The sequence below is a fragment of the Curtobacterium sp. WHRI 8282 genome (assembly GCF_040223925.2).
In the GTDB taxonomy this organism is placed as follows: Bacteria; Actinomycetota; Actinomycetes; order Actinomycetales; family Microbacteriaceae; genus Curtobacterium; species Curtobacterium flaccumfaciens.
Genome location: NZ_JBEHCD020000001.1, coordinates 102,424 through 128,380 on the forward strand (window position 1 = coordinate 102,424; position 25,957 = coordinate 128,380).

Genomic DNA, 25,957 nt, shown 5'->3' on the forward strand with positions numbered 1-25,957 from the left:
GTCGCGACGAAGGGGAACGACATGCTCACCATCGAAGGGGTGACCAAGCACTTCGGTGACCGCCGGGTGCTCGACGACGTGGGGTTCACGGTCGGCAGCGGCCGCCTCACCGGCTTCGTCGGCGGCAACGGTGCCGGCAAGACCACCACCATGCGCATCATGCTCGGCGTGCTCCAGGCCGACGCCGGCTCGGTCTCGATCGACGGCACCGCTGTCCGCCCCGCCGACCGCCGCCGCTTCGGCTACATGCCCGAGGAACGCGGCCTGTACCCGAAGATGCCGGTGGCCGAGCAGATCACCTACCTGGCCCGGTTGCACGGCGTCGACAAGCGCGCGGCGACGACCCGCACCGGCGAACTGCTCGAACGTCTCGAACTCACCACACACGCCGGCGACCCCGTCGAGAAGCTCTCGCTCGGCAACCAGCAGCGCGTGCAGATCGCCGCCGCGCTGGCACACGACCCCGAGGTGCTCGTGCTCGACGAGCCGTTCTCGGGCCTCGACCCGATGGCCGTCGACACCGTGCTCGGGGTCCTGCGCGAGACCGCGGCCCGGGGCGTCCCGGTGCTGTTCTCGAGCCACCAGCTCGACGTGGTCGAACGGCTCTGCGACGACGTCGTCGTCATCGCCGGTGGCACGATCCGCGCCGCCGGTCCGCAGGAGGAGCTCCGCAAGCAGGCCGGCCCCGCCGCGTGGGAGCTGCTGGTCGACGGGGACGTCGCCTGGCTCCGCGACGAGCCGGGTGTGGCCGTGCGGGAGTTCGACGGCGGGTACGCGGTCTTCGAAGCCGACGCCACCACCGCCCAGCGTGTCCTGCAGCGTGCTGTCCAGCACGGCGCCGTCGGGTCGTTCTCGCCGCGGGTGCCGCGGCTCAGCGAGGTCTTCCGGGAGGTCGTCCGATGAACAACTCCTTCGTGCAGGCCGTGCGGCTCGTCTCCGCACGTGAGATCCAGGCACGCATCCGCAGCAAGGCCTTCGTGGTCTCGGCGCTCATCCTGATCGGCATGGTCGTCGCGTCGATCGTCGTCGGCGGGATCGTGAGCAAGGCCACCGCCGACGACACCACCCCGGTCGCCGTCGTCGCCGGCGTCTCGCTGCCGACCACCAGTGGGCTCGACGTCACGGAGTCGGCATCGGTCGACGACGCCGAACGGCTCGTGACCAAGGGTGACGTCGACGCGGCGATCGTGCCGTCGGACGACCCGCTCGGCTACAAGGTCGTCGGACTCGACGAGGCCCCGTCCGAGGTCGTCTCGGCGTTGAGCGTCACCCCGCGCATCGAGTTGCTCGACCCGGACGCACTGCCGGGTGGCCTGGTCTACCTCATCGCCATCGCGTTCGGCGTCGTGTACTTCGCGTCGGCGGTGACGTTCGGCCAGTCGATCGCGCAGAGTGTCGTCGAGGAGAAGTCGACACGGGTGGTCGAGATCCTGATGTCCGCGATCCCGGCCCGGGCGCTGCTCGCCGGCAAGGTGCTCGGCAACAGCATCATGGCCTTCGCGCAGATCGTCGCGGTGGCCGTCGCCGCCATCGTCACGCTGGCGGTGACCGGGCAGGACAACATGTTCGCGATGCTCGGCCCGAGCATCCTGTGGTTCATCGGCTTCTTCGCGATCGGGTTCGTGCTCCTGGCGTCGCTGTTCGCCGCGGCGGCCGTACTCGTCTCCCGCCAGGAGGACGTCGGCAGCGTCACCACCCCGGTGATGATGCTCGTGATGATCCCGTACTTCCTGATCATCGTCGCCTACGACAACCCGACGATCCTCGGCATCATGTCGTACGTGCCGTTCAGCGCCCCGATCGGCATGCCCATGCGGATCTTCCTGGGGACCGCCGAGTGGTGGGAGCCGATCCTGTCGCTCGTCATCGTCGCCGCTTCGGTCGTCGCGGTCGTGGTCATCGGCGCCCGCGTCTACGAGAACGCGCTGCTCCGCACCGGCAGTCGCGTGAAGCTGTCCGAGGCGCTGCGCGGCTGACGCCGGCAGATCCGTCAGGTACGGCCAGGAGGCCCGCCCAGCGTGAGCAGATCAGCTCACGTCGGGCGGGCCTTCCGTCGTCAATCCGTGCGCACCGAGAAGACGTCGCCCGGCTGGCAGCCGAGCACCTCGCACAGTCGGGTGAGGGTGGAGAACCGGATCGCGCGAGCCCGGTTGTTCTTGAGCACCGAGAGGTTGACGACGGTCACGCCGACGCGGTCGGCGAGCTCGGTCAGGGTCATCCCCCGCTCGGCGAGCAGGTCGTCGAGGTGACAGACGACCGCGTGGCCGTCCTCCTGTTCCGGGGGCATCAGACCAGCCCGGCCTGGTCCCGCACCATCCGCTGCGAGGCGGTGAGCGCGAACCGGAAGCAGACGACGACGAGCAGGCCGAGGTACACGGGCAGGAACTGGTGGTCCACCACCGGCGTGGGCAGGTACCCGTCCCAGCCGAGGCCCGACACCACCCAGTTCCACCCCATGCGGCGGACGAACGACGGCAGGAACCCGGCGGCCAGCACCGCGCCGACGAGCCAGTCGAGGATCCGCGTGGTCGAGCGGTCGAAGAGTCCGCCGCGCGAGATCTTCCAGGCCACCGCCGCGACCAGGGCGATGAGGGCGCTGACGAGCAGGACCTCCAGGGCGTCGCCGATGCGGATGTACCCGATCGCACCACCCGGCACGTCGGCGATCGGCGCCCGGAGCACGAGCTGGTCGGACGTCACGGTCGCACCGCCCGGAGGCTGCGGGACGGCACTGGTCTCACGGATCCGGATCGGCACCGCCACCGTGCCCGAGGTGATCGAGTGGACGAGCAGGTCGACGTACCGCCACACGACGATCGCGATGCCGATCGCGCACGAGACGACGTAGGCCAGGTAGGAGTTCCGCCCGCGGGGCGGTTCGTAGACGGGTGTGGTCATGACTGCGTCCCTGTCGATCATCGATACCATCGAATTTCGATGCAACGATAAACGATAGGTCCGGTGCCGGCAACCCCTACAGCAGGCCGAAGACCGCCTGCGCCCCCAGGCTCGTCCCCGCCACCAGGACCCAGAGCGCGATGCCGAGCAGCATCGGCCGGAACCCGGCGCGGCGGAGTGCCGCGAAGTCCGTCGAGCAACCGATCGCGGCGAGCGCCACCGTGATGAGGAACGAGGCTGCCGTCGCGAACCCCGGCGCCACGGACGCGGGCAGGACCCCGACCGTCCGGAGCAGCACCACCACGAGGAACCCGATCAGGAACCACGGCACCAACCGGAACACCCGGAACCCGCGACCCGGCCCCGAGGCGGGGGCGAGCTGCTCGCGGGAGGCGCGGCGGGCCTCCAGTCCGGCCAGCCCGATGACGATCGGGATGATCATCAGGGTGCGCACCAGCTTCACGACGACCGCGGTGTCGGTCGCCTGGCGGCCGTAGACCGTCGCCGTGGCGACGACGGACGACGTGTCGTTCACGGCGGTGCCCGCGAAGACGCCGAAGGCGTGCTGACTGAGGCCCAGAGCATGCCCGAGCAGCGGGAAGGCGAAGACGGCGGCGATGTTGCAGAGGAAGATCGTCGACATCGCGTAGGCGACGTCCGCACTGACCGCGCCGATGACGGGTGTCACGGCGGCGATCGCCGAGGCACCGCAGATGCCGGTCCCGACGCCGATCAGGGTGCGGAGTGCGCCCGAGACCCGGAGCAGTCGGCCGATCCCCCACGCGGCCACCAGGCAGACGACGAGCGTCGCGAGCATCACCGGCAGGGTCTCACCGCCGATGCGCAGGACCTCGCCGATGGACAGCTGCGCGCCGAGCAGGACCACCGCGAACTGCAGGACCCGGCTGGACGAGAACTTCACACCGGGAGCCAGCGCGGCGAGCGTGCCACCGGTGCGACGCCGGACGAGCCACCCCACGACGGCACCGATCAGGACGGCGGGGACGGGACCGCCGACCACCGGGACGACCCGCCCGACGAGGGTGGCGACGATGCCGATCGCCACGGCGAGGGCGACACCGGGTGCGGCGGCACGGACGGACTGCATGTGAACAGCATGTCGCGCCCGCGGCCGATCGGTGACCGCGACGGGCAGGATGGCACGGTGGAGTACTCCGGGGAACGGTGGGTGCAGCGGCTGCGCGACGGGGAGATGCCGAAGCGGGGGCCGGTGCTGCTCGCGGCGGTCGTCACCACGGCGGTGGGGCTCGCCGCGCTCGTCGCCGAGTTCGCGTTCCCGGACTTCCTGCGCGGCATCGACAGTGCCCGGACGCAGGGGTCGTTCGTGCTGTGGCCGATCGTGGTCACGGGGTTCGGGCTGCTGCTGGCCGCGTCGACGCTGTCCGCCGGGCGAGGCGACCGCCGGACGCTCGCGCGCATCGGAGCGGGCCGGGCACCTCGGTTCCACCTGCCCGTGCTGACGTCCGGCTTGCGCACCTCCGACGACTTCCCGAAGCCCCGCCCGGAGGTCTGGACCGTCGACGAGTTCGGCCTGCACGCGTGGGCACCGTCACGGGACGCGCCGGTGTTCGACCTGCCGTGGGCACGCATCCGGCGGTTCTCCATCGCGACGAGGGAGTCCCGCGGCCAGCGTGCCGACTTCGGCGTCTGGATCACCACGACCGACGGTGACGACGTGGTCGTGCAGCCGCGGTCTGCCCTCGGACGTGGGTTCGAGGCCGGACCGGACAAGCTCGACACCCTCGTGCGGGTCCTCCGCACGCTGCAGCGGGAACTCGGTGTGCCTTCCGCGCCGGCCGACCATCACTGAGCGGGCGGGGTGTCGCCCGTCATCTCGACCCGGCCGGTCTCGTCGTCCCAGGTGAAGGTTGCGGTGGTGCGGCGTGCTGCGACACTGCTCCCATGCGGGGGAAGCACCAGGACACGATCGAGGTCGCCGATGAACGGATCGACGGACCACACGGGCCGGTCCCCATCAGGCGCTACCGGCCCCTGGACCGGAGCGGGGGCACGGGAACCCCGACCCTGGTCTGGGTGCACGGCGGCGGCTTCTTCCGCGGCGACCTCGAGCTGCCGGAGTCCGACGCCGTCGCACGGGCACTCGCCGAGCGCGGCCTGCCGGTCGTGACCGTGGACTATCGCCTCGGACCGCTGCCCGGACTGCCCTGGCTCGGCCGGGGTGGACCACGTGGGCGACGACGGGCACCCCACGCGCGGGACGAGATCGTCACTGTCCTCCACCACCTGCACGACAAGGCACCGTCCGGCCTGCTGCTCGGCGGGGCGAGCGCCGGTGCGTGCCTGGCGGCGTCCGCGGTCGCGACCGCCCCGCCACTGGCCGGCCTCGTGCTGACCTACGGGTTCTTCCACGCCCGGCTCCCCCGTGACCGGACGGTGCAGCGACTCGTCCGAGGACACCGGCGTCTCACGCACGCGCCGCTCCTGCTCGACCTGAGCAACCGGGCGTACGCGGGTGGCCACCCCACGGCGGTCTACCCGGCGTCCGACGACCTCGGCAGGTTCCCCCGAACCCTGGTGATCGACGCCGAGCGGGACGTGATGCGCGCCTCGGGCGAACGCTTCGCGGACGAGCTCGAGGCCGCGGGCAGCGAGGTCGAACGACACGTCCTGCCGGACAGCCGTCACGCGTTCCTCAACCGACCCGGCACGCGGGACTTCGACGACGCGATCGAACACATCGCGGAGTGGGCCACCGGGACCGCCATCCACTGAACGCTCATCCGCCTGCGAACGGCGGACATCCGGGAACGGCACGCCCATCGCGGACGTACTCTGGAAACGGAAGCAACGGCGGTTCCGAATCCCCTTCGCCACGCTCCCTGCCGTGGCGCCTCACCACCGTGACGAAGAGTTCCATCGTGACCGAACACCTCATCGAGTACGTCGCCCGCGACCGCACGGGCATCACCGCCGTCGTGACACCGACCGGTGTCATCGACGTGGACACCGTGATCCAGCACATCCGCGCCGGCCACGCCGGGTACTACGTGGCTGCCGACTCGTGGAAGCGCACGCCGGTCCGGAGCATGTCCTTCATCGGCGGGACCTACCTGTTCGCGAACTGGGACGGATCGAAGCGGAACATGCTGCACGACCTGGCGTTCCGCTCCCCGACCCGCTCGATCGAGACGCCCCACGAGCCGGAGTCGCGGTTCTCGCGGTTCCTCGACGCGCTGTTCGGCAGGCGCTCACCGCAGCTCTGACCCGCGGCAACCCGTCCGTGACACCATGGCAGGGCTACGAGAGGCGCCAGCAGAAGGGGGAGGACATGCTCGCACGAGAGGTGGCGGACAAGCGGTTCCGGCCGACCAAGTTCCGCGAGGGGTACGACCAGAGCGAGGTCGACGCGTTCCTCGACCGGATCCAGACCACCCTGGCCGGGTACGAGCAGCGACGCCCCGTCGACCCGCTCACACCGGAGCAGGTCGCAGCGGTCCGGTTCCAGCCGACGAAGTTCCGCGAGGGGTACGACCAGGGGCAGGTCGACGACTTCCTCGACGAGGTCGTCGTCGCACTGCGCCAGCACGGCGCCCGCTGAAGCGGTCACCTGCGGTGCAGGTGACCGCCTGGAGGCGCGGCGTGCGTTGCGGACGCAGGTCGCGCCTCCAGGCGGTCGCGTCGGTCACCGGACCGACTTGATGGGCAGGATCACGAGGGCACCGAGGATGACGGCGACGCCGGCACCCCAGAGCATGAGCGTGTAGTTCTGGCCGCCTCCGATGCCGAGCAGGAACAGACCGACGGCGGGGGCGAGCGACTGCGGCAGGGCGTTCGCGATGTTGATGACACCGAGGTCCTTGCCGGGGCGCTCCGGGTCGGGCAGCACGTCGACGATCAGGGCGGTGTCGATGGCGGCGTAGATGCCGAAGGCGAAACCGAGGACGATCTCGGCGAAGTAGAACCCGCCGACGCTGTCGACGTGGGCCAGGATCACCAGGCCGACGGCGGTCATGGCCGTCGAACCCCAGACGAAGACCTTGCGACGCTGGATCCGGTCGGACACCCAGCCGGAGACGGCCGCACTGACGAGCAGGGCGATCGTGTACAGCAGCACGCCGAACGCGACGACCCCGACCGCTTCGCCCTGCGGGAGTCCGATGCGGTCCTGCATGTAGAGGAGTCGGTACGTCGTGAACATGAACGTGCCGAAGGTGATGAGGAAACGGCCCCACCACGCGAGCCCGAAGTCGCGGTGCTTGATCGGGTTCGTCCAGAACGAGCTGATCAGGTTGATCCAGCTGAAGGGCTTGACCGGCGTCGTCGGCAGGTCGTCACGGGCGACGAACGAGTAGACGAGGACCGCGATGATCGCCAGGACGCCCGGTGCGATGAACAGGACCGGCAGGTTGCCGACCAGGTACACGGCCAGGTAGAGCCCGGCCAGGATCGCGATGTTCTGTGCCAGCGCGATGACGCTCGAGGCCTTGCCACGCTGGAACTCCGGCACGTTGTCGGCGAAGCTCGCCGTGAGCGTGGACAGGACCGCGTTGGCGGAGACCTGCGCCAGCACCCAGGCCAGGGTGAGCTGGAGCACGTCGGGCGAGAACGCGAGCCAGGCGAGGGAACCGACGAAGACGACGACACCGCCGACCATCCAGGGGCGGCGACGTCCCCACCGCGTGCGGGTGCGGTCGGAGAGCGCGCCGAACAGGGGGTTGGCGAACAGGGCGCCGAGCGCGCCGAACGGCAGGACCGAGCCGACGACGGTCTCGGGGCTCGTCGGGTTCAGCTCCGTCGCCTTGATCGACATGCTCACGAAGACGGGCGTGAGCAGGGCGACGAACAGGCCGAACTGGGCGAAGCTGAGGCCCCAGAGGTAGCCGCGGCCCACCCGGACGGTGCTGACCGACTGCGTGATGCCCTCGACCGAGAACGCTCGGGACGCCGCGGCGTCCGTGGCGGTGGCTCCGGCGGCTGCGGTGACCGCTGGGGACGCGGTCCCGGCGATGCCCCGCGTGGGTTCTTCCTTCGACGTCGGTGTCGACATGACTCCTCCTTGAGTCACAGGGGCTTCGGCGCCCGCGAATCCCTAGTGCTGCTAGGTGATCGGGACTGTAGCACCGGAAACCTCGTGCCGGAAGGTTTTGTGACGCATGTTTCGTCGGGTGCGGACGCACGTGGCGCCGACGCAGAACGACACCGCCGTTGTCGGAGGACAACGACGGTGTCGTTCTGCATCGACCCGCAGGCCGGAAGGGGCCGCTAGTGCTCGCCGTCCTCTTCCGGGTTGAAGTGCGAGTCGTCACCCGTGTGGCCCGCGGCCAGGCCGTCGGGGTTGTTCGGGATGGTGTTGTCGTCGCCGAGGCCGCCCGGCTTCTCGGTGCCCTCGGAGTCGTTCTTCGGGGTGTCGTGCGTGTTGTCACTGTCGGTCATGAGCTGCTCCAGTGCAGAGATCGATCCGGCAGCACTGCCGCCGGTGGTACTGAGGACTCGGACAGTACGTGGCGCACCTCGGAAACCGCCGTCCAGCCGGAGGCAACGGATGACAGGGACCGGGGCGATCGGTAGATTGTTCAACAACCCGCGAGGACAGGGAGCGCCCGTGACCACGATCGACCTGAACAGCGACCTGGGCGAGGGCTTCGGCGCCTGGGCCATGGGCGACGACGCCGCGATGCTCGACGTCGTCTCGAGCGCCAACGTCGCGTGCGGGTTCCACGCCGGCGACCCGACGATCATGCTCGCCACCGCCCGCGCCGCCGCCGGACGTGGTGTGGCGGTCGGGGCACACGTGGCCTACCGCGACCTGATCGGGTTCGGCCGCCGACCCGTGCACGTCACCCCCGACGAGCTGTACGCCGACGTCGTCCACCAGCTCGGCGCGATTTCCACCACTGCGCACGTCGCCGGCACGGCCGTCACCTACGTCAAGCCGCACGGCGCCCTGTACAACACCGCCTGCGCCGACCCGGTGCAGGCCGAGGCCGTCGTCCGCGCCGTGGCCGACGTCGACCCGTCCCTCGCCGTGCTCGCGCTGCCCGGGTCGGAGCTGCTGCTGGCGGCCGAGCGGCACGGGCTCCGCGCGGTGAGCGAGTCCTTCGCCGACCGCGCCTACGAACCCGACGGCTCACTGGTGTCACGCAAGCAGCCGGGGTCGGTGCTGCACGACCCGGACGAGGTCGCAGCCCGGGTGCTCCGCATGGTCACCGACGGCGTCGCGACCGCCGTCGACGGGTCCGAGATCGCCGTGCGTGCCGACTCGGTCTGCGTCCACGGCGACTCCCCCGACGCGGTCGCGATGGCCCGAGCCATCCGAGCGCTGCTGACCGAGCACGGCGTGACGATCGCGCCCTTCGCACCGTGACTGGTCCCGAGGTCCGCTCCGCGGGCGGCTCCGCACTCCTCGCCACGTTCGACTCCCTCGCCGACGTCGTCGCCTTCCGCGCCGCGCTCGCGCAGGCTGCCCTGCCGGGGCTGACCGAGGTCGTCTCGGGCGCCCGCACGCTGCTGCTCCGCTTCGACCCGACCACGACGGACGCCGGGCGGCTCCGCACCGAGCTCACGCAGGTCAGCCCGGTCAGCCCGCTCAGCGCCACGCGCGACGCGCACGACGCCGACCCGCTCGTCATCCCCGTCACCTACGACGGCGAGGACCTCGACACCGTCACCGAGCTGACCGGCATGCGGCGGGACGAGCTCGTGGCGTGGCACACGGGACAGCTCTGGACGAGCGCGTTCTGCGGCTTCGCACCCGGCTTCAGCTACCTGACCGGCAGCGATCGGCCGCTCGACCTGCCCCGCCGCAGCACCGCCCGCACGGCCGTCCCGAGCGGGGCCGTCGCGGTGGCCGGCGAGTTCAGCGCCGTCTACCCGAGGACCTCCCCCGGCGGCTGGCAGCTCATCGGCCGCACCGACGTTCCGATGTGGTCGCTCGACCGCACGCCCCCGGCGGTCGCCCCCGCCGGCACGCTCGTCCGCTTCGTGGTGGCGGGTGCGGCATGACCGCGCTGACCGTCGTGCAGGTCGGCTACGGCGCGACCACGCAGGACCTCGGGCGCCCGGGCTTCAGCGACATGGGCCTCGGCGCGGCCGGAGCAGCCGACCGCGGGTCCGCAGCGCTCGCCAACCGGCTGGTCGGCAACCGTCCCGACGCGGCCGTCCTGGAGGCCCTGCTCGGCTCCGTCACGCTGCGCGCCGACGCGTACGTGGTCGCGGCCACCACCGGCGCGGTCTGCCCCGTCGAGGTCGAGCGGGCGGACGGGTCGGTCCGCGGGGCGGCGTCACACGAGGTGCTGCTGCTGGCTCCGGGCGACACGCTCCGGATCGGCACCGCGACCGTGGGCCTGCGCGCCTACGTCGCGGTCCTCGGTGGCTTCGCGGTCGACCCGGTGCTCGGCAGTCGCTCGTGGGACTCCCTCGCGCGCCTCGGTCCGCCGCCGCTGTCCGCCGGTGACGTCCTGCCCGTCGGTGACGCCCGGGTGTCGTGGCCGATCGTCGACGCGGTGCCGCAGCCCGAGCTCCGGTGGCCCGACGAGCCGGTCGTGCTCGACGTGGTGCCCGGACCGCGCGACGACTGGTTCACCCCGGAGTGGCGTGCGACCCTGACCGGTCAGGACTTCTCCGTCAGTGCGGACAGCAACCGCGTGGGGGTCCGCACCACGGCCGAGACGCCGCTCGTCCGCTCCGTGGCACGCGAGCTGCCGAGCGAGGGCGTGGAGACCGGTTCACTGCAGGTGCCGCCCGAGGGCTTCCCCGTGCTGTTCCTCGCCGACCACCCGGTGACCGGCGGCTACCCGGTCGTCGCGGTCCTGACACCGTCGTCGATCGACCTCGCGGCGCAGCTCCGTCCGGGCGATCCGCTCCGGTTCCGCATCGTCGACTGACCGACCCGGAACAAGCGCAGGGGGTCGGGGGTTGGCTTGGACACCGCTGACGAAAGGTTCCCCATGTCGATGACCGTCCTGCTCGAGGTCCAGTTCCAGAGCGATGCCCCCGACGACGCACTCCGGGGTGCGATCCGCGAGACGCTCGAACAGACCGCGTCGTTCCACGGCCTGGAGTCGCTCGAGGTCCTGGTCGACGACGAGGACCCGGCGCGCATGGTCGTCGTCGAGTCGTGGACGACCGCAGAGGACCACGACACCTACGTGGCCTGGCGTGCGACGCCGGAGGGCGCTCCGGCGATGGCACCGTTCCTCGCCGCCGCTCCGGTCACCCGCACCTTCGCGCGGACCCTGCCGCTCGACTGAGCGGATACCGACACCGAAACTGACGCCAACGCCGGTGCTGACGCCGACGTCGGCACCGGCACCGCGGCACGACGGCGGCGCGATGGCTCAGACCGTGTCGTCGTCGGTGTCGAGCGGCACCGGTCGGTCGTCGTCGGGGAGCAGTTCGTCGTCCGCGTCGTCGACCACCGGCAGGTCGTCGGGGTCGAGAACGGTCGGCTCCGGTTCGTAGTCGGTGTCCTGCGCCTCGCGGAAGTCGTCGAGGGTCTCGTCGTCCTTCGGATCGCTCATGGCCCCGAAGGTACCTCCGGATCCTCGTCGTGTCCGCAGACGATCAGCGGTCCTGAGGACGATCAGCGGGCGGCGTGCTCCCGGGCCTCCATGGCGTCCCAGGCGAAGCTCGCCAGCCAGTGGGTGGAGTAGTACTCCTCGCCCACGCTCGCCGCGAGCCCGGAGGCCAGCAGCCGATGGGCCGCGTCGTCGAGCAGGTCGGCGATCCCGGGGCCGGAGTCGTCCGAACCGTCGGCGCGGAGTGCGTCCGCGATGCGCCGGGCCGAGCCCGCCCGCGACAGGTCGAGCCCGAACAGGTGCACCTGCTGCGGATCGTTCTCGTCACGGACCACGGTCGACCGCAGGACCGCGTCGCCCGGCTGCACCGCGGCGAAGAATCCGCGCGCCCACGTGGTGAACTCCGGGGCGGGCAGCACCGCCCGCATCAGGTCGGCTTCGGCGAGGCCCGCGGACAGGAAGTCGTGCCCGCTCCGCTCCCAGGCGAAGGGCCACCCGGCGTCCGCGCCGAACCAGTCCTTCGCAGCCCCCTCGACGGCTGCCGCCAGGGCCGGACGGTCGAGCGACCGGGCAGCCTCGAGCACGAGCAGCAACCCGAACGCCGAGTTCGAGTGCACGCCGTGCCGGACCGGGTGCGCGGCGCCGTCGATCCACCGGACGACCAGGTCTTCGAGGACGTCGACGACGGGCGCGAAGCCCGGCGCCAGTGCCCGGACGGCGGGCACCTCGGACGCCGACACCTCGGCGCCGAGCCGGGCGAGCCAGGCCCAGCCGTAGGGGCGCTCGTAGTGCGGCGTCCCACGCAGGTAGGCCGCCTCGGTCGCCAGGTGATCCGTCGTGAGGTGCGCCTGCAGGATCGAGGTGAGCCGGGCCTCCAGGTCGGTGGGCAGGCCGTGCGCGACCAGGCGCGCCGCGAGCCAGTGCATGTGCACCGACGAGTGCCAGTCGTACGACGTGGCGAAGGCGGGGTGGAGCTCGACGGGCAGTGCCCGGTCGTCCGGCCCGGACGTCGCGTGGTGCGCGGCGTAGGGGTACTCGCGGGTCGTGTTGTCCGCGGCGACCGCCGCGAAGCGGTCGGCCCACGCGGCCCGGGTCAGGTCGATCGGGGCGGCATCAGAATGCGACAAGGTACATGACTCCCATGTTGACGACGAGCAGGATGGCGGCGGTGGGGATCTGCGCCTTGATCGGGCCGTACTTGTCCCGCATCTCGAGCAGGGCAGCCGGCACCAGGTTGAAGTTCGCGGCCATCGGGGTGACGAGCGTGCCGCAGAAGCCGGCGAGCATGCCGATCGCGAAGATCGCGGCGGGGTTGCCGTCGAAGCCCTGCACCAGGACGGGCCAGCCGATCGCGGCCGTCATGATCGGGAAGGCGGCGAAGGCGTTGCCCATGATGATCGTGAACAGGGCCATGCCCAGGCAGTAGATGACCACGGCGGCGAGCAGCGAGCCGTCGGGCAGGACCGACTTGATGATCGTGCCGACGGCGTCACCGACCCCGGCCTGGGTGAAGACGATGCCGAGCGTCGAGAGCATCTGCGGCAGCAGCGCCGCCCAGCCGATCGCCTGCAGCAGGCGACCGCCCTCACGGATCGGGGTGGCGATCCTCGGCGGGCGCAGGACGAACACGGCCACGACCACGGCGAGCACCGAACCGATGCCCAGACCGGTCAGGGTCGCGCTGCCCTCGGCGAGCAGCGGTTCGCCACCGAACGAGATGAGCGGGCCGAGCGTCGCGACCAGCACGGCGACCACCGGCACCACGAGGGCCGGGATGAAGAGCCGGTTGCCGTACTTCGTCGCGAAGGCCGCGCGCTCGTCCGGGCTGGTGGTGGCGAGCACACTCGTGCTGCCGCTACCGGCATTCGTGACCTTCTGCGTCACGCCGGTGGGTTCGGCGGGGCCGGTCTCGGCACCCGTGCCCGCGCCGGGGATGCTCGCGATCCGGGTGCGGCTCGTCGTGCCGGTGAAGCCGAGTCCGGCGAGCGCGACCATCACGAGGACGGCGATCCCGAGCGTCCAGGCCGGGACGGTGCCGGCGGCGACGAAGGTGCCGGTGAAGAACGACAGCCCGAGGATGCCCCAGAACGCCGCGTTGCCCAGGCGCTTCGCGTGCGCGGTGTCGGTGACGATCAGGACGGCGACGGCGATGAAGAACGCGCCGATGAGCCAGTAGAGCCATTCGCTGGTGATCACGCTGCTGCCCCCAGGGTCGGGGCGTCGGCACGGGCGTCCGCCGCCATCTTGTCGAGTCGGCGGTCGAACAGCAGCAGGCGTCCGCCGTGCACGATGAGCGCCGCGATGCCCGTCGGGATCGCCCACAGGGCCAGGTCGATCGGCTCGAGCGACAGCCCGTAGGTCGAGTCGACGAACGTCGTGATGAGCAGGATCGAGCCGACCGCGACGAAGACGTCCTCGCCGAAGAACACACCGACGGTGTCGGACGACGCCGAGTAGCCCTTGATCTTCTCGCGCATGCGGTCGTCGATCCGCCCGTACTTCTTGGTGGCCGCGCCCTCGGCCATCGGGTAGACCAGCGGACGCACCGTCTGCGCCGGCCCACCGATGCTGGTCAGGCCGACCGCAGCGGTGACCTGCCTGATCACCAGGTACCCGGCGAGCAGACGACCCGTCGTGAGCTTGTCGAGCTTCGCGATCAGGCGCTTCGCCTGGTCCTGCAGGCCGTAGCGCTCGATCAGACCGATGACGGGCAGGACGAGCGCGAAGGTCGTGACGGACCGGCTCGAGGCGAACCCGTTGCCGAACGCGTCGAGGATGCCGACGGGACCGATCCCGCCGATGGCCGCGGTCACGATGCCCGCGACCGTGACGACGAGGAGCGCGTTGATGCGCAGCGCGAAGCCGACGATGACGACGGCGACGCCGATGAGGACGAACATGCGGGACAGTCTGGACCGCATTGTTCAACAATCGCAAGAGCCGGTTCTGGTCTGTAACACGCCCTTCACAAACGCCACCCGTGCCAGGATCGGTGCCATGACCCGAACCGTCGGCGGCGCTGACTCCACGGCCACGCGGTTGCGCACCATGATCGCGTCGGGCGGGTTCTCCCCCGGGGCGCAGCTGTCCGAGGAACGGTTGAGCGACCAGCTCGGGGTCTCACGGAACACCCTGCGCGAGGCCTTCCGGCTGCTCGCCCGCGACCGTCTGGTCGAGCACGTGTTCAACCGCGGGGTCTTCGTCCGCCGGCTCTCCGCCGCCGACGTCACCGATCTCTACGCGGCTCGGCGGGTGCTCGAGGAGGCAGCCGTCCGCGCCTGCACCCCCGACGCACCGGCACTCGCCGAGGCCGCCGCAGCGGTCGCCGACGCCCGGGCAGCAGCGTCCGCGGGCGACTGGGGCGCGGTCGGGACCGCCGACATCCGCTTCCACGCCGAGCTCGTGCGCGCGGTGCCGAGCGAGCGGATCCACGCCCTGATGGACGGCCTGCTCGCCGAGATGCGGCTCGCCTTCCTGACCACCGCGGACCCGGCCTCGTTCCACGCCGACTTCGTCGAACGCAACGACGCGATCGTGTCCGCGTTGCGCGGTGGCGACCAGGACGCCGCCTCGGCGCTGCTCGCCGACTACCTCGACGACGCGGAGCGGACGCTGCGGGTCGCCGCCGGCGCAGCCGACTGAGGGGCGGCCAGGAGGCCCGGTGCGGCCCCGTCCCGCACGCTCGGTCCCAGCGCCCTCACGCTGGTGCTCGCGGCCCCTTCGGTCAGGACTTCCCGCCGAGCAGGGCGGCGACCGCGTCCACCACGACCTGGCGACGCCGCGGCGGCGTCACGGCCTGCACCAGCGGCTCGTACTCCGGAGCGGTCGCGCTCCAGAACGCCGCGGTGTGCAGCACGAGTCCGAGCAGCACCGCCGGACGGAACGCCCGCGGCAGGACCCCGGCGCGCTGCGCGTGCTCGACCTCGGCCACCGCGTCGGCGTAGCTCGTCGCGACGGACTCGAGCGGGATGTCGGCACGCTCGAGCCGGTGCCACGTCGCGAGCCGCTGGGCCCAGGGGCGACGGACGTACGAGTCGTGCACCCGGCCGGCCCATGCGGCGAGGTCGGCGGTGTCGAGCGGGGCCTCGGCGAACGTCTCGGTCGCGGTGTCGGCGACGAGCGCGTCGAACAGCCCCTCCTTGCTGCCGAAGTAGTGGAAGACCTGCGCCTTGTTGCTCGACGCTGCGGCACCGATCCGTTCGACCCTGCCGGCGGCCAGTCCGACCGCAGCGAACTCGTCCCGCGCAGCGAGCAGGAGCCGGGCGCGCATCGCGTCAGCGGCTGGGGGCGTGAATCGGGCCATGGCCACCACCGTACCGATCACACGGCAGCCGAGCCGTCGATGCGGACCAGCGCGCGCAGCAGCCCTGCCCCGAGGCCAGTCGACAGCACTCCCCGGTCCCTTCCGGAGATCCCAGCCACGCGGAGCGACGGTTCCGTGCGCGGCTCGCGTGGATGCCCGCGCGAGCGCCGTGACGACGCACGATTCCACCGGAGATGGGCAACTTTGCGTCCCCCGAACTTCCCTAGGCTCGAGACGATCCGGTAACGCGCACCACTCGTCCGCAGATCCGCGGCCGACCCCAATGACGGGAGGTTCGACATGTCCCAGTTCGTCCAGAAGATCTCGCAGGACGCCATCGTCGGAGAGCCCGAGGTGGTCGAGGACCACCTGTCGGTGCGCGAGATCGCCGCCCACCCCGCCTGGCTCCGGCTCAAGCGTGCGGTCGTCGCCCTGCAGGCCCTGCAGACGCGGGACGGCTCCGTCCCCGAACCGTCCGACCACGCCGCTGCTGCCGGTCACGTCGCGGTGATCGTGCCGGCGATCGCCGAGCTGGCGCCGCACTTCCCGCACGACGCCGCGTTCCTGCAGGTGCTGCAGCACGACTTCGCTCGCTGGCAGGAGCAGGGCTTCGGCGTCCCCGACTTCCTCGACTCCCTCACCGCGTTCCAGCCGCAGCAGCACCGCGTCGACGGGCTCGGCCACCTGGTCGTGTTCCCGATGGTCACGCAGAACGGCAGCACCTCGCGGTTCGTCGAAGCGGTCCTGGTCGAGGTCCTCTGGCCGGAGTTCATCGCCGAGCTCGAGGCCGGCGACCACGGCAACGCGTTGTTCGTCGCGCTGCGGTTCGTCGACTTCACCCCGGGGTACGACACGAACTCGGCGGTGCTGTTCCCCGAGACCGTCGCGATGCGCACGGTCCCCGCCTTCACGTGGGGCGCGATCTTCCAGGACCGCGAGGCCGCCCGCTACCGCCGGGTCGTCCGTGCCGCCGCCGACGTCACCAAGCTCGAGTTGCCGGCCGAGGCCGCTGCGATGCTCGACGACCAGCAGCTGACCGAGCGGGTCTTCGTGATGTGGGACATCATCCACGACCGTTCGCACATGCGCGGGGACCTGCCCTTCGACCCGTTCATGATCAAGCAGCGGATGCCGTTCTTCCTCTACTCGCTCGAGGAGCTCCGCTGCGACCTGACCGCGTTCCGCGAGTCGGTGCGTCTGGAACGCGAGCTGTCCGCCGGACCCGACGCGGGCCTCCAGGACGCGCAGCGCGCCATCCGTGACCACGCGCGCCTGGTGCAGTACGCGGTCGTCTTCGACCGCATCTTCCGCTTCGCGATCACCGGCAGCCGCGTCCGCAACTACGACGGACTCGGCGGCCAGCTGCTGTTCGCCTGGATGCACCAGCACGGCGTCCTGCACTGGACGGACACCCAGCTGACGATCGACTGGCCCGAGGTGCCGGACGTGATCATCGCCCTGAGTGACGAGATCAACGAGCTCTACCGGCGCTCGATCGACCGACCGAAGTCGGCGCACTGGCTCGCCGCGTACGAGATGCTGACCCGCACGCTGACGCCGCACCCGGCGTCCAAGTGGGCGCGTGGCCTGCCCGACGAGACGCTCGCCGGACCGCCGCGCGGCTACACCGACGCGGTGCTCGACGACGAGTTCCCGCTGTCGATGTTCTACGAGGCCCTCGACAAGAAGATGGCGACCGTCATCGCGTCCACCGCCGGCATCACCGGCACCACGGACGCCGAGCTCGTCGGCGAGGCCGCCGCGTGACCGACGGCTCGGCGGCCGGTCGCCTGGTGCTGATCGCCGGTGCGACCAGTGCCAGCGGCGCGGCCGTCGCGCGCGCACTCACCGCCGCCGGTGCGTCCGTCGTCGCGGTCGGCACCAGACCCGACGCCCTGGAGGCCCTGCGTGCGTCCGTCCCGGGCGTCGCGACCCGCACGTGCGACCTGTCGGACCTCGGTGCGGTCACCGCGTTGGCCGACGACGTCCACGCGGACGCCGGCCGCGTCGACGGACTGGTCCACCTGGTCGGCGGGTGGCGCGGCGGTGGCAGCATCGTCGGCCAGTCCGACGCGGACTGGGACTTCTTCGACCGCGCCTTCCGGACCCTGCGGAACACGACCAGGGTCTTCCACGACGACCTGGTGGCGTCCCCTGCCGGACGGCTCGCGTTCGTGTCGTCCACCGCGGTCGACTCCCCCACCGCCGGCGCCGCGAACTACGCGGCGGCGAAGGCCGCGTCCGACGCCTGGGTCCGGGCCGTCGCGCAGGGGTTCCGGAAGGAGGCGCCGGAGACCGCCGCGGCCACCGTGTTCGTCGTCGGCGCGCTGTCCGGCCTCGAAGCGCGGCTCGGCGCCGAGGTCGTCCGGCTCTGGGACGCCCCATCGGCCGACGTCAACGGTGCCCGCATCCCGCTCACGGCGCCTGATCCCTCGAACCTAGGATGAACGAGTGACCCTCCGACTGCACGACCTGGACCTGCGGGGCTTCGCCTCGGACAACTACGCCGGCGTCCACCCCGACATCCTCGCCGCCATCGCCGCGGCCAACGACGGCCACCAGATCGCCTACGGCGAGGACGTCTACACCGCACGTCTCAACGAGGTGATCCGCGAGCACTTCGGGTCGCAGGCCGAGGCGTTCCCGGTGTTCAACGGCACCGGCGCGAACGTCGTCGGCCTGCAGTCGATGCTGCCGCGTTGGGGAGCGGTCGTGTGCACCGCGACCGCGCACATCCACACCGACGAAGCCGGTGCGCCCGAGCGCGTCGCCGGCATCAAGCTCCTGCCGGTCGAGGCGCCCGACGGCAAGCTGACGCCCGAGCTCATCGACCGCGAGGCCTGGGGCTGGGGCGACGAGCACCGCGCCCAGCCGCTCGTCGTGTCGATCACGCAGACCACCGAGCTCGGCACCGCCTACACGGTGGACGAGGTCCGGACGATCGCCGACCACGTCCACTCGCTCGGCATGAAGCTGCACATGGACGGCGCCCGCATCTCGAACGCCGCGGCGTCCCTCGGGGTGCCCCTGCGCGACTTCACCACCGACGCCGGTGTCGACGTGCTGAGCTTCGGCGGCACGAAGAACGGCATGCTCTACGGCGAGGCGATCGTCGTGCTGAACCCGTCGGCGTCCGAGGGGTTGCACTACCTGCGCAAGATGAACATGCAGCTCTCGTCGAAGATGCGGTTCGTCTCCGCCCAGCTGATCGCCCTGCTCAGCGACGACCTGTACCTGCGCTCCGCCGGGCACGCCAACGCCATGGCCGCCCGACTGCGCGGTGCGCTGGAGGCCGGCATCGCCGACGGCAGCATCCGCGGTGTCGGCTTCAGCCAGCAGACCCAGGCGAACGGGGTCTTCGCGACCCTGCCCGCCGGGGTGGCCGACCGCCTGCGGAAGCACTTCCGGTTCTACGACTGGGACGCCAGCCGCAACGAGGTGCGGTGGATGTGCGCGTACGACACCTCGGAGCAGGACATCGACGACTTCGTCACGGCCCTGACGCGGGAGCTCGACGCCGCCTGAGCCGGTCGGGCCCGGCCCGGTCGGGCGCGCGCCGAGTCGGCACCGGCGGTCGGTTCAGCCGAACGGGATGACCCGCACGACGATCGCCACCACGAGCATCGCCATCGCCACCACGGCCGCCCGCCACAGCACCTTCCGGTGGTGGTCGCCGAGGTTCACGTTGGCCAGCGACACCAGCAGCAGGATCGCGGGGACCAGCGGGCTCTGCATGTGCACCGGCTGCCCGACGACCGAGGCCCGCGCCATCTCGGCCGGGGTGATCCCGTACGCCGCGGCGCTCTCGGACAGCACCGGCAGGATCCCGAAGTAGAACGCGTCGTTGCTCATGAAGAACGTCAGCGGCATGCTCAGCACACCGGTGATGCCCGCCAGGTACGGGCCCATCGAGTCCGGGATCACCGCGACGAGCCAGTCGGCCATCGCCGCGACCATCCCGGTGCCGTCGAGCACCCCGATCAGCACCCCGGCGGCGAACACCATCGACACGACACCGACGATGCTCGGGGCGTGCGCCACGATCTGCGCGGTCTGCTGCTTGAGCTGCGGGAAGTTCACGAGCAGGGCGATCGCCGTGCCGATCATGAACACGAAGTGCAGCGGCAGGAGCCCCAGCACGAGCGCCACCATCACGGCGACGGTCAGCGCCAGGTTGAACCAGATCCGCTTCGGCCGCAGGGTCGGACGGTTCGGGTCGAGCATCGTCTCGGCCATCGTGCCGGTCCCCGTGCTGTCGTCCCCCGACCCGGTGCCGTCCACGCCCTCGCCGTCCGCACGCCGGCCGTCGGCCTTCCCACCGCGCAGTCCGAGCGCGACCGTGGGGCTCGTGAACATCCCGCCGCCGGTCCCGCCGACCGCCGCGAGCACCCGTGACCCGGCTCGGGCGTTCGCCCGCTCCGGCACCCGCGCGCCCCGTGAGGCCTCGGTGAACTCGATCAGCCCGAGGCGCTTGCGCTCCCGCAGGCCCATCGTCCACGCGAACGTGAAGCACAGCAGCAGCCCCACCACGAGCGAGGGCACGAGGGGCACGAAGATGTCCGTCGGGTCGATCTTCAGCGCGGCGGCGGCACGGGCGGTGGGACCGCCCCACGGCACGATGTTGAGCGTGCCGTTCGTCAGACCCGCCACACACGTCATCACGACCGGGCTCATGCCGAGCTTCAGGTAGATCGGCAGCATCGCCGCCGTGACCACGATGAACGTCGTCGAGCCGTCCCCGTCGAGCGAGACCGCACCGGCCAGCAGAGCCGTGCCGAGCACGATCTTCGCCGGGTCGTTGCCGGTCACCCGCAGGATGAACCGGACGAGGGGGTCGAACAGGCCGACGTCGATCATCAGCCCGAAGTACATGATCGCGAACATCAGGAGCGCGGCCGTCGGTGCCAGCGTGCCGATCGCCTCGGTCACCATGTCGCCGAGTCCCAGACCCGCCCCGGCGAACAGTCCGAACACGGTCGGCACGATGATCAGCGCGAGCATGGGCGACATGCGCTTGGTCATGATCAGGACCATGAAGGTCAGGACCATCGCGTACCCGAGGATGACGAGCATCAGGACTCCTTCGTCCGTGTCTGGCAGTCCGGGCACGCTACGACCCGGCCTGGAGGCGCGGCGCGCTTCTGCACATTGGCGCACCATCGCGCGTTGACCGCTTTCTGCGCATTGTGCGCAGGCAGGTCGGCTCGCCCTCCGTACGCTGGGGTCGTGACCGACGACCGTTCACGGCGCCCCAGGCTCCGCTTCGCCACCGAGGTGCTCGTACTGCAGCTCGCCGTGGTGGTCGCCGTCGTCGCCCTGACCAGTGCCGTGTTCGTCCGGATCGAGGTCACCCGGCTCGAGCGCGCTGCCGAGGGGACCGCCCTCGCGATCGCACAAAGCGTCGCCGCGCAGTCCGACGTCCGGGCCGCGGTCGCCCGGCTCAGCGTCGACGGCACCGACCTCGACCCCGCGGTCCTCGCCGACGGACCCGTCCAGCGTGCGGCACTCGCAGCCCAGCGTCGGACCGGGGCACTCTTCGTCGTGGTCACCGACGACCGGGGCATCCGGCTGGCCCACCCCGACACCGACCGGATAGGCGAGATGGTGAGCACCTCTCCCGACGCCGCACTCGCCGGCCGCGAGACCGTGTCCTGGGCGCGCGGCACCCTCGGTGAGTCGGCGCGGGCGAAGGTGCCCGTCTCCGCGCCCGCAGCCGGCGGGGCGGAGACGAGCCGGGCCTCCCGGCAGTCCGCCGTCGTCGGCGAGGTGAGCGTCGGGTTCAACCGGGCACGCGTCTACGACACCCTGGTCGAGGACAGCATGCCGGTGATCGGTGCCGGGCTGGCGGCGGTCCTGCTCGCGGTGATCGCCTCGGTGCTGATCCGGCGACGACTGGTGCGGCTGACGCTCGGGCTGCAGCCGGAGGAGCTCGTGACGCTCGTGCAGAACCAGCAGGCCGTGCTGGGCGGCGTCGGTGAAGGCGTCATCGCGATCGGCCCGTCGGGGGTCGTCACCGTCTGCAACCCCGAAGCCGTGCGACTGCTCGGACTGGCCGACCCGGTCGGCCGTCCGGTGGCCTTCCTCGACCTGCCCGCGCCGCTCGGGTCGATGCTCGGCGCTTCGGCGTCGACTGCTGCTCACACCCCGGCGAGCGCCACGATCGTCGCCGGGCACCGGGTGCTGCTCGTCGACGTCCGCACGGTGTTCCGCGACGGACGCGACCTGGGCCGGGTCGCCGTCCTGCGCGACCGCACCGACGTCGAGGCCCTGACTCGACGGCTCGACGCCGTCGGGGCGATGAGCACGGCGCTCCGCGCGCAGCGCCACGAGTTCGCGAACCGGCTGCACGCGATCTCGGGGCTGCTCGACATCGGCGAGACAACGCGGGCACGCGCCTACCTGGCGGACGTGCAGGAGCGCGGGCCGCTGCGCTACCCGGTGCAGCACGCCGACCGGTTGACCGAGCCGTACCTGCAGGCGTTCCTCGGGGCGAAGGGCGTCGAGGCCGCCGAGCGCGGGGTGCTGCTGCGGATCGGGGCGGAGACGCTCGTGCAGGGGACGATCACCGAACCGGGTGACGTGACGACCGTGCTCGGCAACCTGGTCGACAACGCGGTGTCGGCGGCCCTCACCGGGGACGAGCAGTCGAGGGACGGCGGATCCCCGTGGGTGGAGGTCGAGGTGCTCGACGACGGCGCGACGCTGCACCTGTCGGTGATGGACTCCGGGCCGGGGGTGCCGGACGATGCCGCGGACTCGCTGTTCGTCCGCGGGCCGGCGGCGGCTCCTGCGTCGAAGGACGTCTCGCAGGTGCACGGGCTCGGGATCGGGCTGCCGTTGTCGCGGGAGATCGCCCGACGGCACGGTGGCGACGTGTGGCTCGCCTCCCCCGGCGGTGCCGACCACGGCGCGGTCTTCTGCGCCCGACTGGAAGGAGTGGTGTCGTGAGTTCCGTCTTCACCGTGCTGGTGGTCGACGACGACTTCCACGTCGCCGACCTGCACCGGCGGCAGGTCGACGAGGTACCGGGGTTCCGGGCGCTCGAACCCGTCGGGACCCTCGCGGCCGCCCGCGCCGCGCTGTCGAGCGGGACCGTGGACCTGGTGCTCGTCGACGTGTACCTGCCCGACGGCAGCGGGCTCGACCTGCTGCGGTCGATCGACACCGACGCCGACGCCTTCGTGCTGAGTGCAGCTTCGGACTCGGGCACCGTTCGGCGGGCGATGCGCAGCGGGGCACTCGCCTACCTGATCAAGCCGTTCGCGGCCGGGGTGCTGGCCGAGCGGCTGCAGGCGTACGCACGGTCGCGGAACGTGCTCGACGAGCGGTCGACCCTCGATCAAGAGGCCGTCGAGCGGGCGTTCCGGATCCTGCACGCCGGCGACAGCGGTGGGGCATCGCCGTCCCGGGCGGCCACGGCGGCGCTGGTGCTCGAGCAGCTCGTCGCCGGTGAGGAACGGTCCGCCGCCGAGGTGGCTGCGGCGATCGGGGTGTCGCGGGCGACTGCGCAGCGGTACCTGGCGCAGCTCACGGCAGACGGCACCGTGGCGATGCAGTTGCGGTACGGGGCTGCGGGGCGGCCGGAGCACCGGTACGTGCGGCGGTGAGTCAGCGGTCCCTGTTGCCCTTGCGTATTTCACCGGATACCGGCAGGTTTGGTCTGACACGCTCCGCGCAGCCTCACTGCGCGCACGAGCGCGATGACCGACCCAGAAGGAGACCACGTGATCGCGATCGAGACGGCGGCCGCCGTCCTGACCATCGTCCTCGTCGCACTGCCGGCGCGGGGCCTCATCGGCAGGAACGGGCTCGTGGGCATCCGGACCCGGGCGACGATGCGCAGTGACGAGAACTGGATCCTCGGGCACCGAGCAGCGGTCGTCCCGACGAGCATCGCCGGCGGCGCGACGGTGGTCGTGAGCCTGGTCTACATCGCACTCGGACGCGCCGACGACGTTCCCGCGTTCGTCGCGTGCGCCGCGATCCTCGTCGGTGGAGCCCTCTGGGGCGTGGAGGCGGCACGACGCGCGACCAGGTGACGGACTGGAGGCGCGGGGCGGGGCCGCACCGGGCCTCCAGTCCGTCAGGTGGTCACGCGACGATCTGCACCTGCGTGGGCACGTCGGTGACGGCGATCGCCGTGGACGCGCCACGCACGTCGACGCGGTAGTCGCCACGGAAGCCGCGGACCTGCACTCGACCGCGGTCGTCGGTGCGCAGCACCGTCGGGCCGAGCCACCACTCCTCCTTGACCAGGTGGCGGAGCGCGTCGTAGGACGGCTTCGGGGTGCCGTCGGCGCGGACGAGTCCGATCGGGGCGCCGAGCCAGGCGCCGGCGTCGGTGATCCCCCAGTAGGTGATCGCTTCGACAGAGGGGTGCCCCACGAGGCTCCGGTAGTGCCGCTCGATGTCGTCGGCCTGGCGCGCCTCGCCCTCGGGCGTCGACGGCCACGAGGCCACCTGGTGGTCGTTGAGGTCGACGATGTGCGCGGGCATGAGGTCACCGGAGACGAGCGAGGTCTCGGTCAGGTGCAGCGGCAGGCCGTAGCGGGCGAACCGGTCGACCATCGCGAGCATCGTGTCCTCGCCCCAGTAGCCCTGGTGCATGTGGGTCTGCAGTCCGATGGCGTCGATCTGCACGCCAGCCTCGAGCACGCCCTCGATCAGGCACTCGTACGCACTCGACAGGTCGAAGTCGTTGAGCAGCAGGGTGGCGTGCGGGTTGGCGGCGCGGGCCTCGTCGAAGGCCATCCGGCTCGTCGGGATGCGGCCCTTGGCCCGGGCGAGCGGAGTGATCGCGTTGTCGCCGTTGTCGAACACCGGCATGATGACGACCTCGTTGATGGCGTCCCAGGTGTCGATCGTGCCGGCGAAGGCGGAGACCTCGCGGCGGATGCGCTCCCGTTGGAGCCGCTCGACCTCGTCCAGCGGGAGCCCCAGCAGCCAATCGGGTTGCACGGTGTGCCAGACGAGCGGGTGGCCCTTGAGGGCGATGCCCCGGTCGCGGAACCACTGCGCCGTCGTCAGGAGCCTGGCGGTGTCCGGGGCTCCGCGCTCGGGCTCGAAGCGGCCCCAGTAGAACGGGAGCGTCGCGGTGTTGAAGACGTCGGTGTAGAGGTCGGCGAGGTGCTCGGTGCCTGCCGCGTCGTGCGCTCCGCCGTTCGATCCGCCGGTCGCTTCGCCGTTCGCTCCGCCGGTCGCTTCGCCGTTCGCGAGGCCGACGAAGTCGAAGCCGATGTTGCCGAAGGCGAAGGCGTGACGGGTCTGTTCGACGGTGAGGTCGACATCGGGGATCGGGTTGGCGGTGCCGTCGATGACCGTCAGGGTCGTCTCACCGAAGCGGTGCTCTGTTGCGTGCGTCATCGCGCGTCCTCCGACATCGTCGTCCGGGATTTGTTGTGCGCGCAAACATAGCAGCGGAGGGCGTGGGCGTCACGCCGCAGATTGATGGTGTGAACTCGCAGAAGCACTGCGCTCGACGCACCTCACGGTGGACGCCGGTGCTCGTCTGCGTGTTCGGAGCCACGCTTGCGCGGGACGCTGGCCAGATGCTCCTTGGCCAAGGGTCAGACTCACCAGAGCCCGGACTTCTGATGCTGACCACAGGGGCGATGAGCAGGGCTGACGGAATCCCGTGATCGATCCGGAGCGTGCAGACTCACCCTTCTTCCGGGCCCCCGACGGCCGCGTGTACGTCGATCGCGATGGCCACGCTGCCGACACCGCGTCTCGGTGGCGCCGACTCCACGATCCCGCTGGCGTACGCCGTCAGACCCGGCTCGCAACAGCGTCCGTCGTGGCGGCCTTTGCGATCGGGTACATGGCAGGCGGCGCGTTCGGCTTCGTGGTCGCGCCGCCGCTGCTGCCCGGAGACGAGCCAGTCGTTGCCCGACTCATCGGCGTGGTCCTCGGCGGAGGCGTCGTCGCCGTCCCCGCGATGCTCTTCGCCTTCTTCCGCAGCGCCGCCCCCGACCGTCGAGTGACCCCAGTACCAGACGAGGTGCTGCAGCATGCGCCCCCGGCTGCGTCGAGTTCCGACATCTGGCGGTGGTCCGTAGCGGTCATTGACGAGGCCGCGGAGCGCCGGACGATCGGGCACGAGACGAACGTCGAGCGCCCGACGGACGTCGCTCGTGCGGATCGCGCGACCGCTCGGTACGGCGAGGTGTACCGCGCCTACCTCACGGCTGCTGCCGAACTCGGGTTGCGGCCGAGGGAGCCTGCCATCGACCTACCGCCCGCTTCTTCCGACTGACCA

Annotated in this window: 29 protein-coding genes and 2 pseudogenes; 19 read left to right on the forward strand and 12 right to left on the reverse strand. The window is 71.3% G+C overall.

Annotated elements, in window-relative coordinates:
* The first annotated feature begins 21 nt into the window (after positions 1-21).
* Together ABRP24_RS00480 and ABRP24_RS00485 are read left to right on the forward strand one after the other, a co-directional pair.
* The gene (locus ABRP24_RS00480; protein ID WP_349849610.1) at positions 22-903 is read left to right on the forward strand and encodes an ATP-binding cassette domain-containing protein; all 882 of its coding nucleotides are present in this window, start codon (positions 22-24) and stop codon (positions 901-903) included.
* On the forward strand, positions 900-1,976 hold the full coding sequence (locus ABRP24_RS00485) for an ABC transporter permease (protein ID WP_138801848.1): 1,077 nt from the start codon (positions 900-902) through the stop codon (positions 1,974-1,976). Before ABRP24_RS00480 ends, ABRP24_RS00485 begins: the two co-directional genes overlap by 4 nt.
* A gap of 80 nt (positions 1,977-2,056) precedes the next feature.
* Here the strand turns inward: ABRP24_RS00485 and ABRP24_RS00490 are convergent, their stop codons facing one another.
* The 3 genes from ABRP24_RS00490 to ABRP24_RS00500 form a co-directional block, all read right to left on the reverse strand.
* Positions 2,057-2,287: a helix-turn-helix transcriptional regulator gene (locus tag ABRP24_RS00490; RefSeq protein WP_071245067.1), complete on the reverse strand. Its 231-nt coding sequence runs from the start codon at positions 2,285-2,287 to the stop codon at positions 2,057-2,059.
* Entirely contained in the window at positions 2,287-2,898 is a 612-nt protein-coding gene (locus ABRP24_RS00495) for a hypothetical protein (RefSeq protein ID WP_349849608.1), read from the reverse strand. Before ABRP24_RS00495 ends, ABRP24_RS00490 begins: the two co-directional genes overlap by 1 nt.
* Positions 2,899-2,974: 76 nt before the next feature.
* Positions 2,975-4,006 carry a putative sulfate exporter family transporter gene (locus tag ABRP24_RS00500; protein WP_349849606.1) on the reverse strand — a complete coding sequence of 344 codons (1,032 nt, stop codon included), beginning with the start codon at positions 4,004-4,006 and terminating at the stop codon, positions 2,975-2,977.
* A gap of 57 nt (positions 4,007-4,063) precedes the next feature.
* Between ABRP24_RS00500 and ABRP24_RS00505 the strand changes: the two genes are divergently transcribed.
* From ABRP24_RS00505 to ABRP24_RS00525, 5 genes and pseudogenes are all read left to right on the forward strand, one after another.
* The gene (locus ABRP24_RS00505; protein WP_349849604.1) at positions 4,064-4,729 is read left to right on the forward strand and encodes a hypothetical protein; all 666 of its coding nucleotides are present in this window, start codon (positions 4,064-4,066) and stop codon (positions 4,727-4,729) included.
* Positions 4,730-4,821: 92 nt separating this feature from the next.
* Positions 4,822-5,652, forward strand: a complete 831-nt coding sequence (locus ABRP24_RS00510) for an alpha/beta hydrolase fold domain-containing protein (RefSeq protein WP_349849602.1) — start codon at positions 4,822-4,824, stop codon at positions 5,650-5,652.
* A 146-nt stretch (positions 5,653-5,798) separates the two neighbouring features.
* Positions 5,799-6,143 (forward strand): hypothetical protein, encoded by a 345-nt coding sequence (locus ABRP24_RS00515; RefSeq protein WP_071405928.1) that lies wholly within the window; start codon positions 5,799-5,801, stop codon positions 6,141-6,143.
* Between the two features lie 65 nt (positions 6,144-6,208).
* Positions 6,209-6,301: pseudogene (locus tag ABRP24_RS00520) on the forward strand (DivIVA domain-containing protein); the annotation flags it as partial.
* 12 nt (positions 6,302-6,313) lie between these two features.
* Positions 6,314-6,463, forward strand: a pseudogene (locus ABRP24_RS00525) (DivIVA domain-containing protein); the annotation flags it as partial.
* A gap of 99 nt (positions 6,464-6,562) precedes the next feature.
* On the opposite strand, the gene ABRP24_RS00530 reads toward ABRP24_RS00525, so the two are convergent.
* Entirely contained in the window at positions 6,563-7,927 is a 1,365-nt protein-coding gene (locus ABRP24_RS00530; RefSeq protein WP_349849600.1) for an MFS transporter, read from the reverse strand.
* A gap of 215 nt (positions 7,928-8,142) precedes the next feature.
* Positions 8,143-8,313, reverse strand: a complete 171-nt coding sequence (locus ABRP24_RS00535) for a hypothetical protein (protein ID WP_185974047.1) — start codon at positions 8,311-8,313, stop codon at positions 8,143-8,145.
* A 169-nt stretch (positions 8,314-8,482) separates the two neighbouring features.
* Here ABRP24_RS00535 and ABRP24_RS00540 point away from each other — a divergent pair, with 169 nt between their 5' ends.
* The 4 genes from ABRP24_RS00540 to ABRP24_RS00555 all read left to right on the forward strand — a co-directional run bounded on the left by ABRP24_RS00540 (position 8,483) and on the right by ABRP24_RS00555 (position 11,129).
* Positions 8,483-9,244, forward strand: coding sequence for a 5-oxoprolinase subunit PxpA (locus ABRP24_RS00540; RefSeq protein WP_349849598.1), 762 nt, complete (start codon positions 8,483-8,485; stop codon positions 9,242-9,244).
* Positions 9,241-9,882 (forward strand): allophanate hydrolase subunit 1, encoded by a 642-nt coding sequence (locus tag ABRP24_RS00545; protein WP_349849597.1) that lies wholly within the window; start codon positions 9,241-9,243, stop codon positions 9,880-9,882. Before ABRP24_RS00540 ends, ABRP24_RS00545 begins: the two co-directional genes overlap by 4 nt.
* Complete coding sequence (locus ABRP24_RS00550) at positions 9,879-10,763, forward strand: biotin-dependent carboxyltransferase family protein (RefSeq protein ID WP_349849595.1); 885 nt, start codon at positions 9,879-9,881, stop codon at positions 10,761-10,763. Before ABRP24_RS00545 ends, ABRP24_RS00550 begins: the two co-directional genes overlap by 4 nt.
* A 63-nt stretch (positions 10,764-10,826) precedes the next feature.
* Positions 10,827-11,129 (forward strand): putative quinol monooxygenase, encoded by a 303-nt coding sequence (locus ABRP24_RS00555; RefSeq protein ID WP_232750604.1) that lies wholly within the window; start codon positions 10,827-10,829, stop codon positions 11,127-11,129.
* An 87-nt stretch (positions 11,130-11,216) separates the two neighbouring features.
* Here the strand turns inward: ABRP24_RS00555 and ABRP24_RS00560 are convergent, their stop codons facing one another.
* From ABRP24_RS00560 to ABRP24_RS00575, 4 genes are all read right to left on the reverse strand, one after another.
* Positions 11,217-11,399 (reverse strand): hypothetical protein, encoded by a 183-nt coding sequence (locus ABRP24_RS00560; protein WP_349849593.1) that lies wholly within the window; start codon positions 11,397-11,399, stop codon positions 11,217-11,219.
* A gap of 62 nt (positions 11,400-11,461) precedes the next feature.
* Complete coding sequence (locus tag ABRP24_RS00565) at positions 11,462-12,523, reverse strand: DUF2891 family protein (protein WP_349849591.1); 1,062 nt, start codon at positions 12,521-12,523, stop codon at positions 11,462-11,464.
* Positions 12,510-13,592: a DUF979 domain-containing protein gene (locus ABRP24_RS00570; RefSeq protein ID WP_349849589.1), complete on the reverse strand. Its 1,083-nt coding sequence runs from the start codon at positions 13,590-13,592 to the stop codon at positions 12,510-12,512. Before ABRP24_RS00570 ends, ABRP24_RS00565 begins: the two co-directional genes overlap by 14 nt.
* Positions 13,589-14,296 carry a DUF969 domain-containing protein gene (locus ABRP24_RS00575; protein WP_027465970.1) on the reverse strand — a complete coding sequence of 236 codons (708 nt, stop codon included), beginning with the start codon at positions 14,294-14,296 and terminating at the stop codon, positions 13,589-13,591. The genes ABRP24_RS00570 and ABRP24_RS00575 overlap by 4 nt, the downstream gene beginning before the upstream one ends.
* 97 nt (positions 14,297-14,393) lie before the next feature.
* On the opposite strand from ABRP24_RS00575, the gene ABRP24_RS00580 reads away from it, so the two are divergent.
* The gene (locus ABRP24_RS00580; protein WP_111024726.1) at positions 14,394-15,038 is read left to right on the forward strand and encodes a GntR family transcriptional regulator; all 645 of its coding nucleotides are present in this window, start codon (positions 14,394-14,396) and stop codon (positions 15,036-15,038) included.
* An 82-nt stretch (positions 15,039-15,120) separates the two neighbouring features.
* Here the strand turns inward: ABRP24_RS00580 and ABRP24_RS00585 are convergent, their stop codons facing one another.
* Positions 15,121-15,699 carry a TetR family transcriptional regulator gene (locus tag ABRP24_RS00585; protein ID WP_349849586.1) on the reverse strand — a complete coding sequence of 193 codons (579 nt, stop codon included), beginning with the start codon at positions 15,697-15,699 and terminating at the stop codon, positions 15,121-15,123.
* Between the two features lie 300 nt (positions 15,700-15,999).
* Here ABRP24_RS00585 and ABRP24_RS00590 point away from each other — a divergent pair, with 300 nt between their 5' ends.
* The 3 genes from ABRP24_RS00590 to ABRP24_RS00600 are packed head-to-tail and all read left to right on the forward strand — an operon-like array spanning position 16,000 to position 19,224.
* Positions 16,000-17,466, forward strand: coding sequence for a DUF6421 family protein (locus tag ABRP24_RS00590; RefSeq protein WP_349849584.1), 1,467 nt, complete (start codon positions 16,000-16,002; stop codon positions 17,464-17,466).
* Complete coding sequence (locus ABRP24_RS00595) at positions 17,463-18,146, forward strand: SDR family NAD(P)-dependent oxidoreductase (RefSeq protein WP_301600024.1); 684 nt, start codon at positions 17,463-17,465, stop codon at positions 18,144-18,146. The genes ABRP24_RS00590 and ABRP24_RS00595 overlap by 4 nt, the downstream gene beginning before the upstream one ends.
* A gap of 4 nt (positions 18,147-18,150) precedes the next feature.
* Positions 18,151-19,224: a low specificity L-threonine aldolase gene (locus ABRP24_RS00600; RefSeq protein ID WP_349849582.1), complete on the forward strand. Its 1,074-nt coding sequence runs from the start codon at positions 18,151-18,153 to the stop codon at positions 19,222-19,224.
* Positions 19,225-19,278: 54 nt separating this feature from the next.
* Here the strand turns inward: ABRP24_RS00600 and ABRP24_RS00605 are convergent, their stop codons facing one another.
* The gene (locus tag ABRP24_RS00605) at positions 19,279-20,772 is read right to left on the reverse strand and encodes a CitMHS family transporter (protein WP_301596572.1); all 1,494 of its coding nucleotides are present in this window, start codon (positions 20,770-20,772) and stop codon (positions 19,279-19,281) included.
* Between the two features lie 153 nt (positions 20,773-20,925).
* On the opposite strand from ABRP24_RS00605, the gene ABRP24_RS00610 reads away from it, so the two are divergent.
* The 3 genes from ABRP24_RS00610 (at position 20,926) to ABRP24_RS00620 (ending at position 23,738) form a co-directional block, all read left to right on the forward strand.
* On the forward strand, positions 20,926-22,647 hold the full coding sequence (locus ABRP24_RS00610; RefSeq protein ID WP_349849580.1) for a sensor histidine kinase: 1,722 nt from the start codon (positions 20,926-20,928) through the stop codon (positions 22,645-22,647).
* Positions 22,644-23,306 carry a response regulator gene (locus tag ABRP24_RS00615; protein WP_173035209.1) on the forward strand — a complete coding sequence of 221 codons (663 nt, stop codon included), beginning with the start codon at positions 22,644-22,646 and terminating at the stop codon, positions 23,304-23,306. The genes ABRP24_RS00610 and ABRP24_RS00615 overlap by 4 nt, the downstream gene beginning before the upstream one ends.
* Before the next feature lie 93 nt (positions 23,307-23,399).
* Positions 23,400-23,738 carry an SdpI family protein gene (locus ABRP24_RS00620; RefSeq protein WP_111057928.1) on the forward strand — a complete coding sequence of 113 codons (339 nt, stop codon included), beginning with the start codon at positions 23,400-23,402 and terminating at the stop codon, positions 23,736-23,738.
* Between the two features lie 52 nt (positions 23,739-23,790).
* Here ABRP24_RS00620 and ABRP24_RS00625 read toward each other — a convergent pair whose 3' ends face one another.
* A complete protein-coding gene (locus ABRP24_RS00625) occupies positions 23,791-25,062 on the reverse strand; it encodes an endo-1,4-beta-xylanase (RefSeq protein ID WP_349849578.1) in 1,272 nt (423 codons plus the stop codon).
* Positions 25,063-25,333: 271 nt separating this feature from the next.
* Between ABRP24_RS00625 and ABRP24_RS00630 the strand changes: the two genes are divergently transcribed.
* Entirely contained in the window at positions 25,334-25,954 is a 621-nt protein-coding gene (locus ABRP24_RS00630) for a hypothetical protein (protein ID WP_349849576.1), read from the forward strand.
* Positions 25,955-25,957 lie beyond the last annotated feature (3 nt).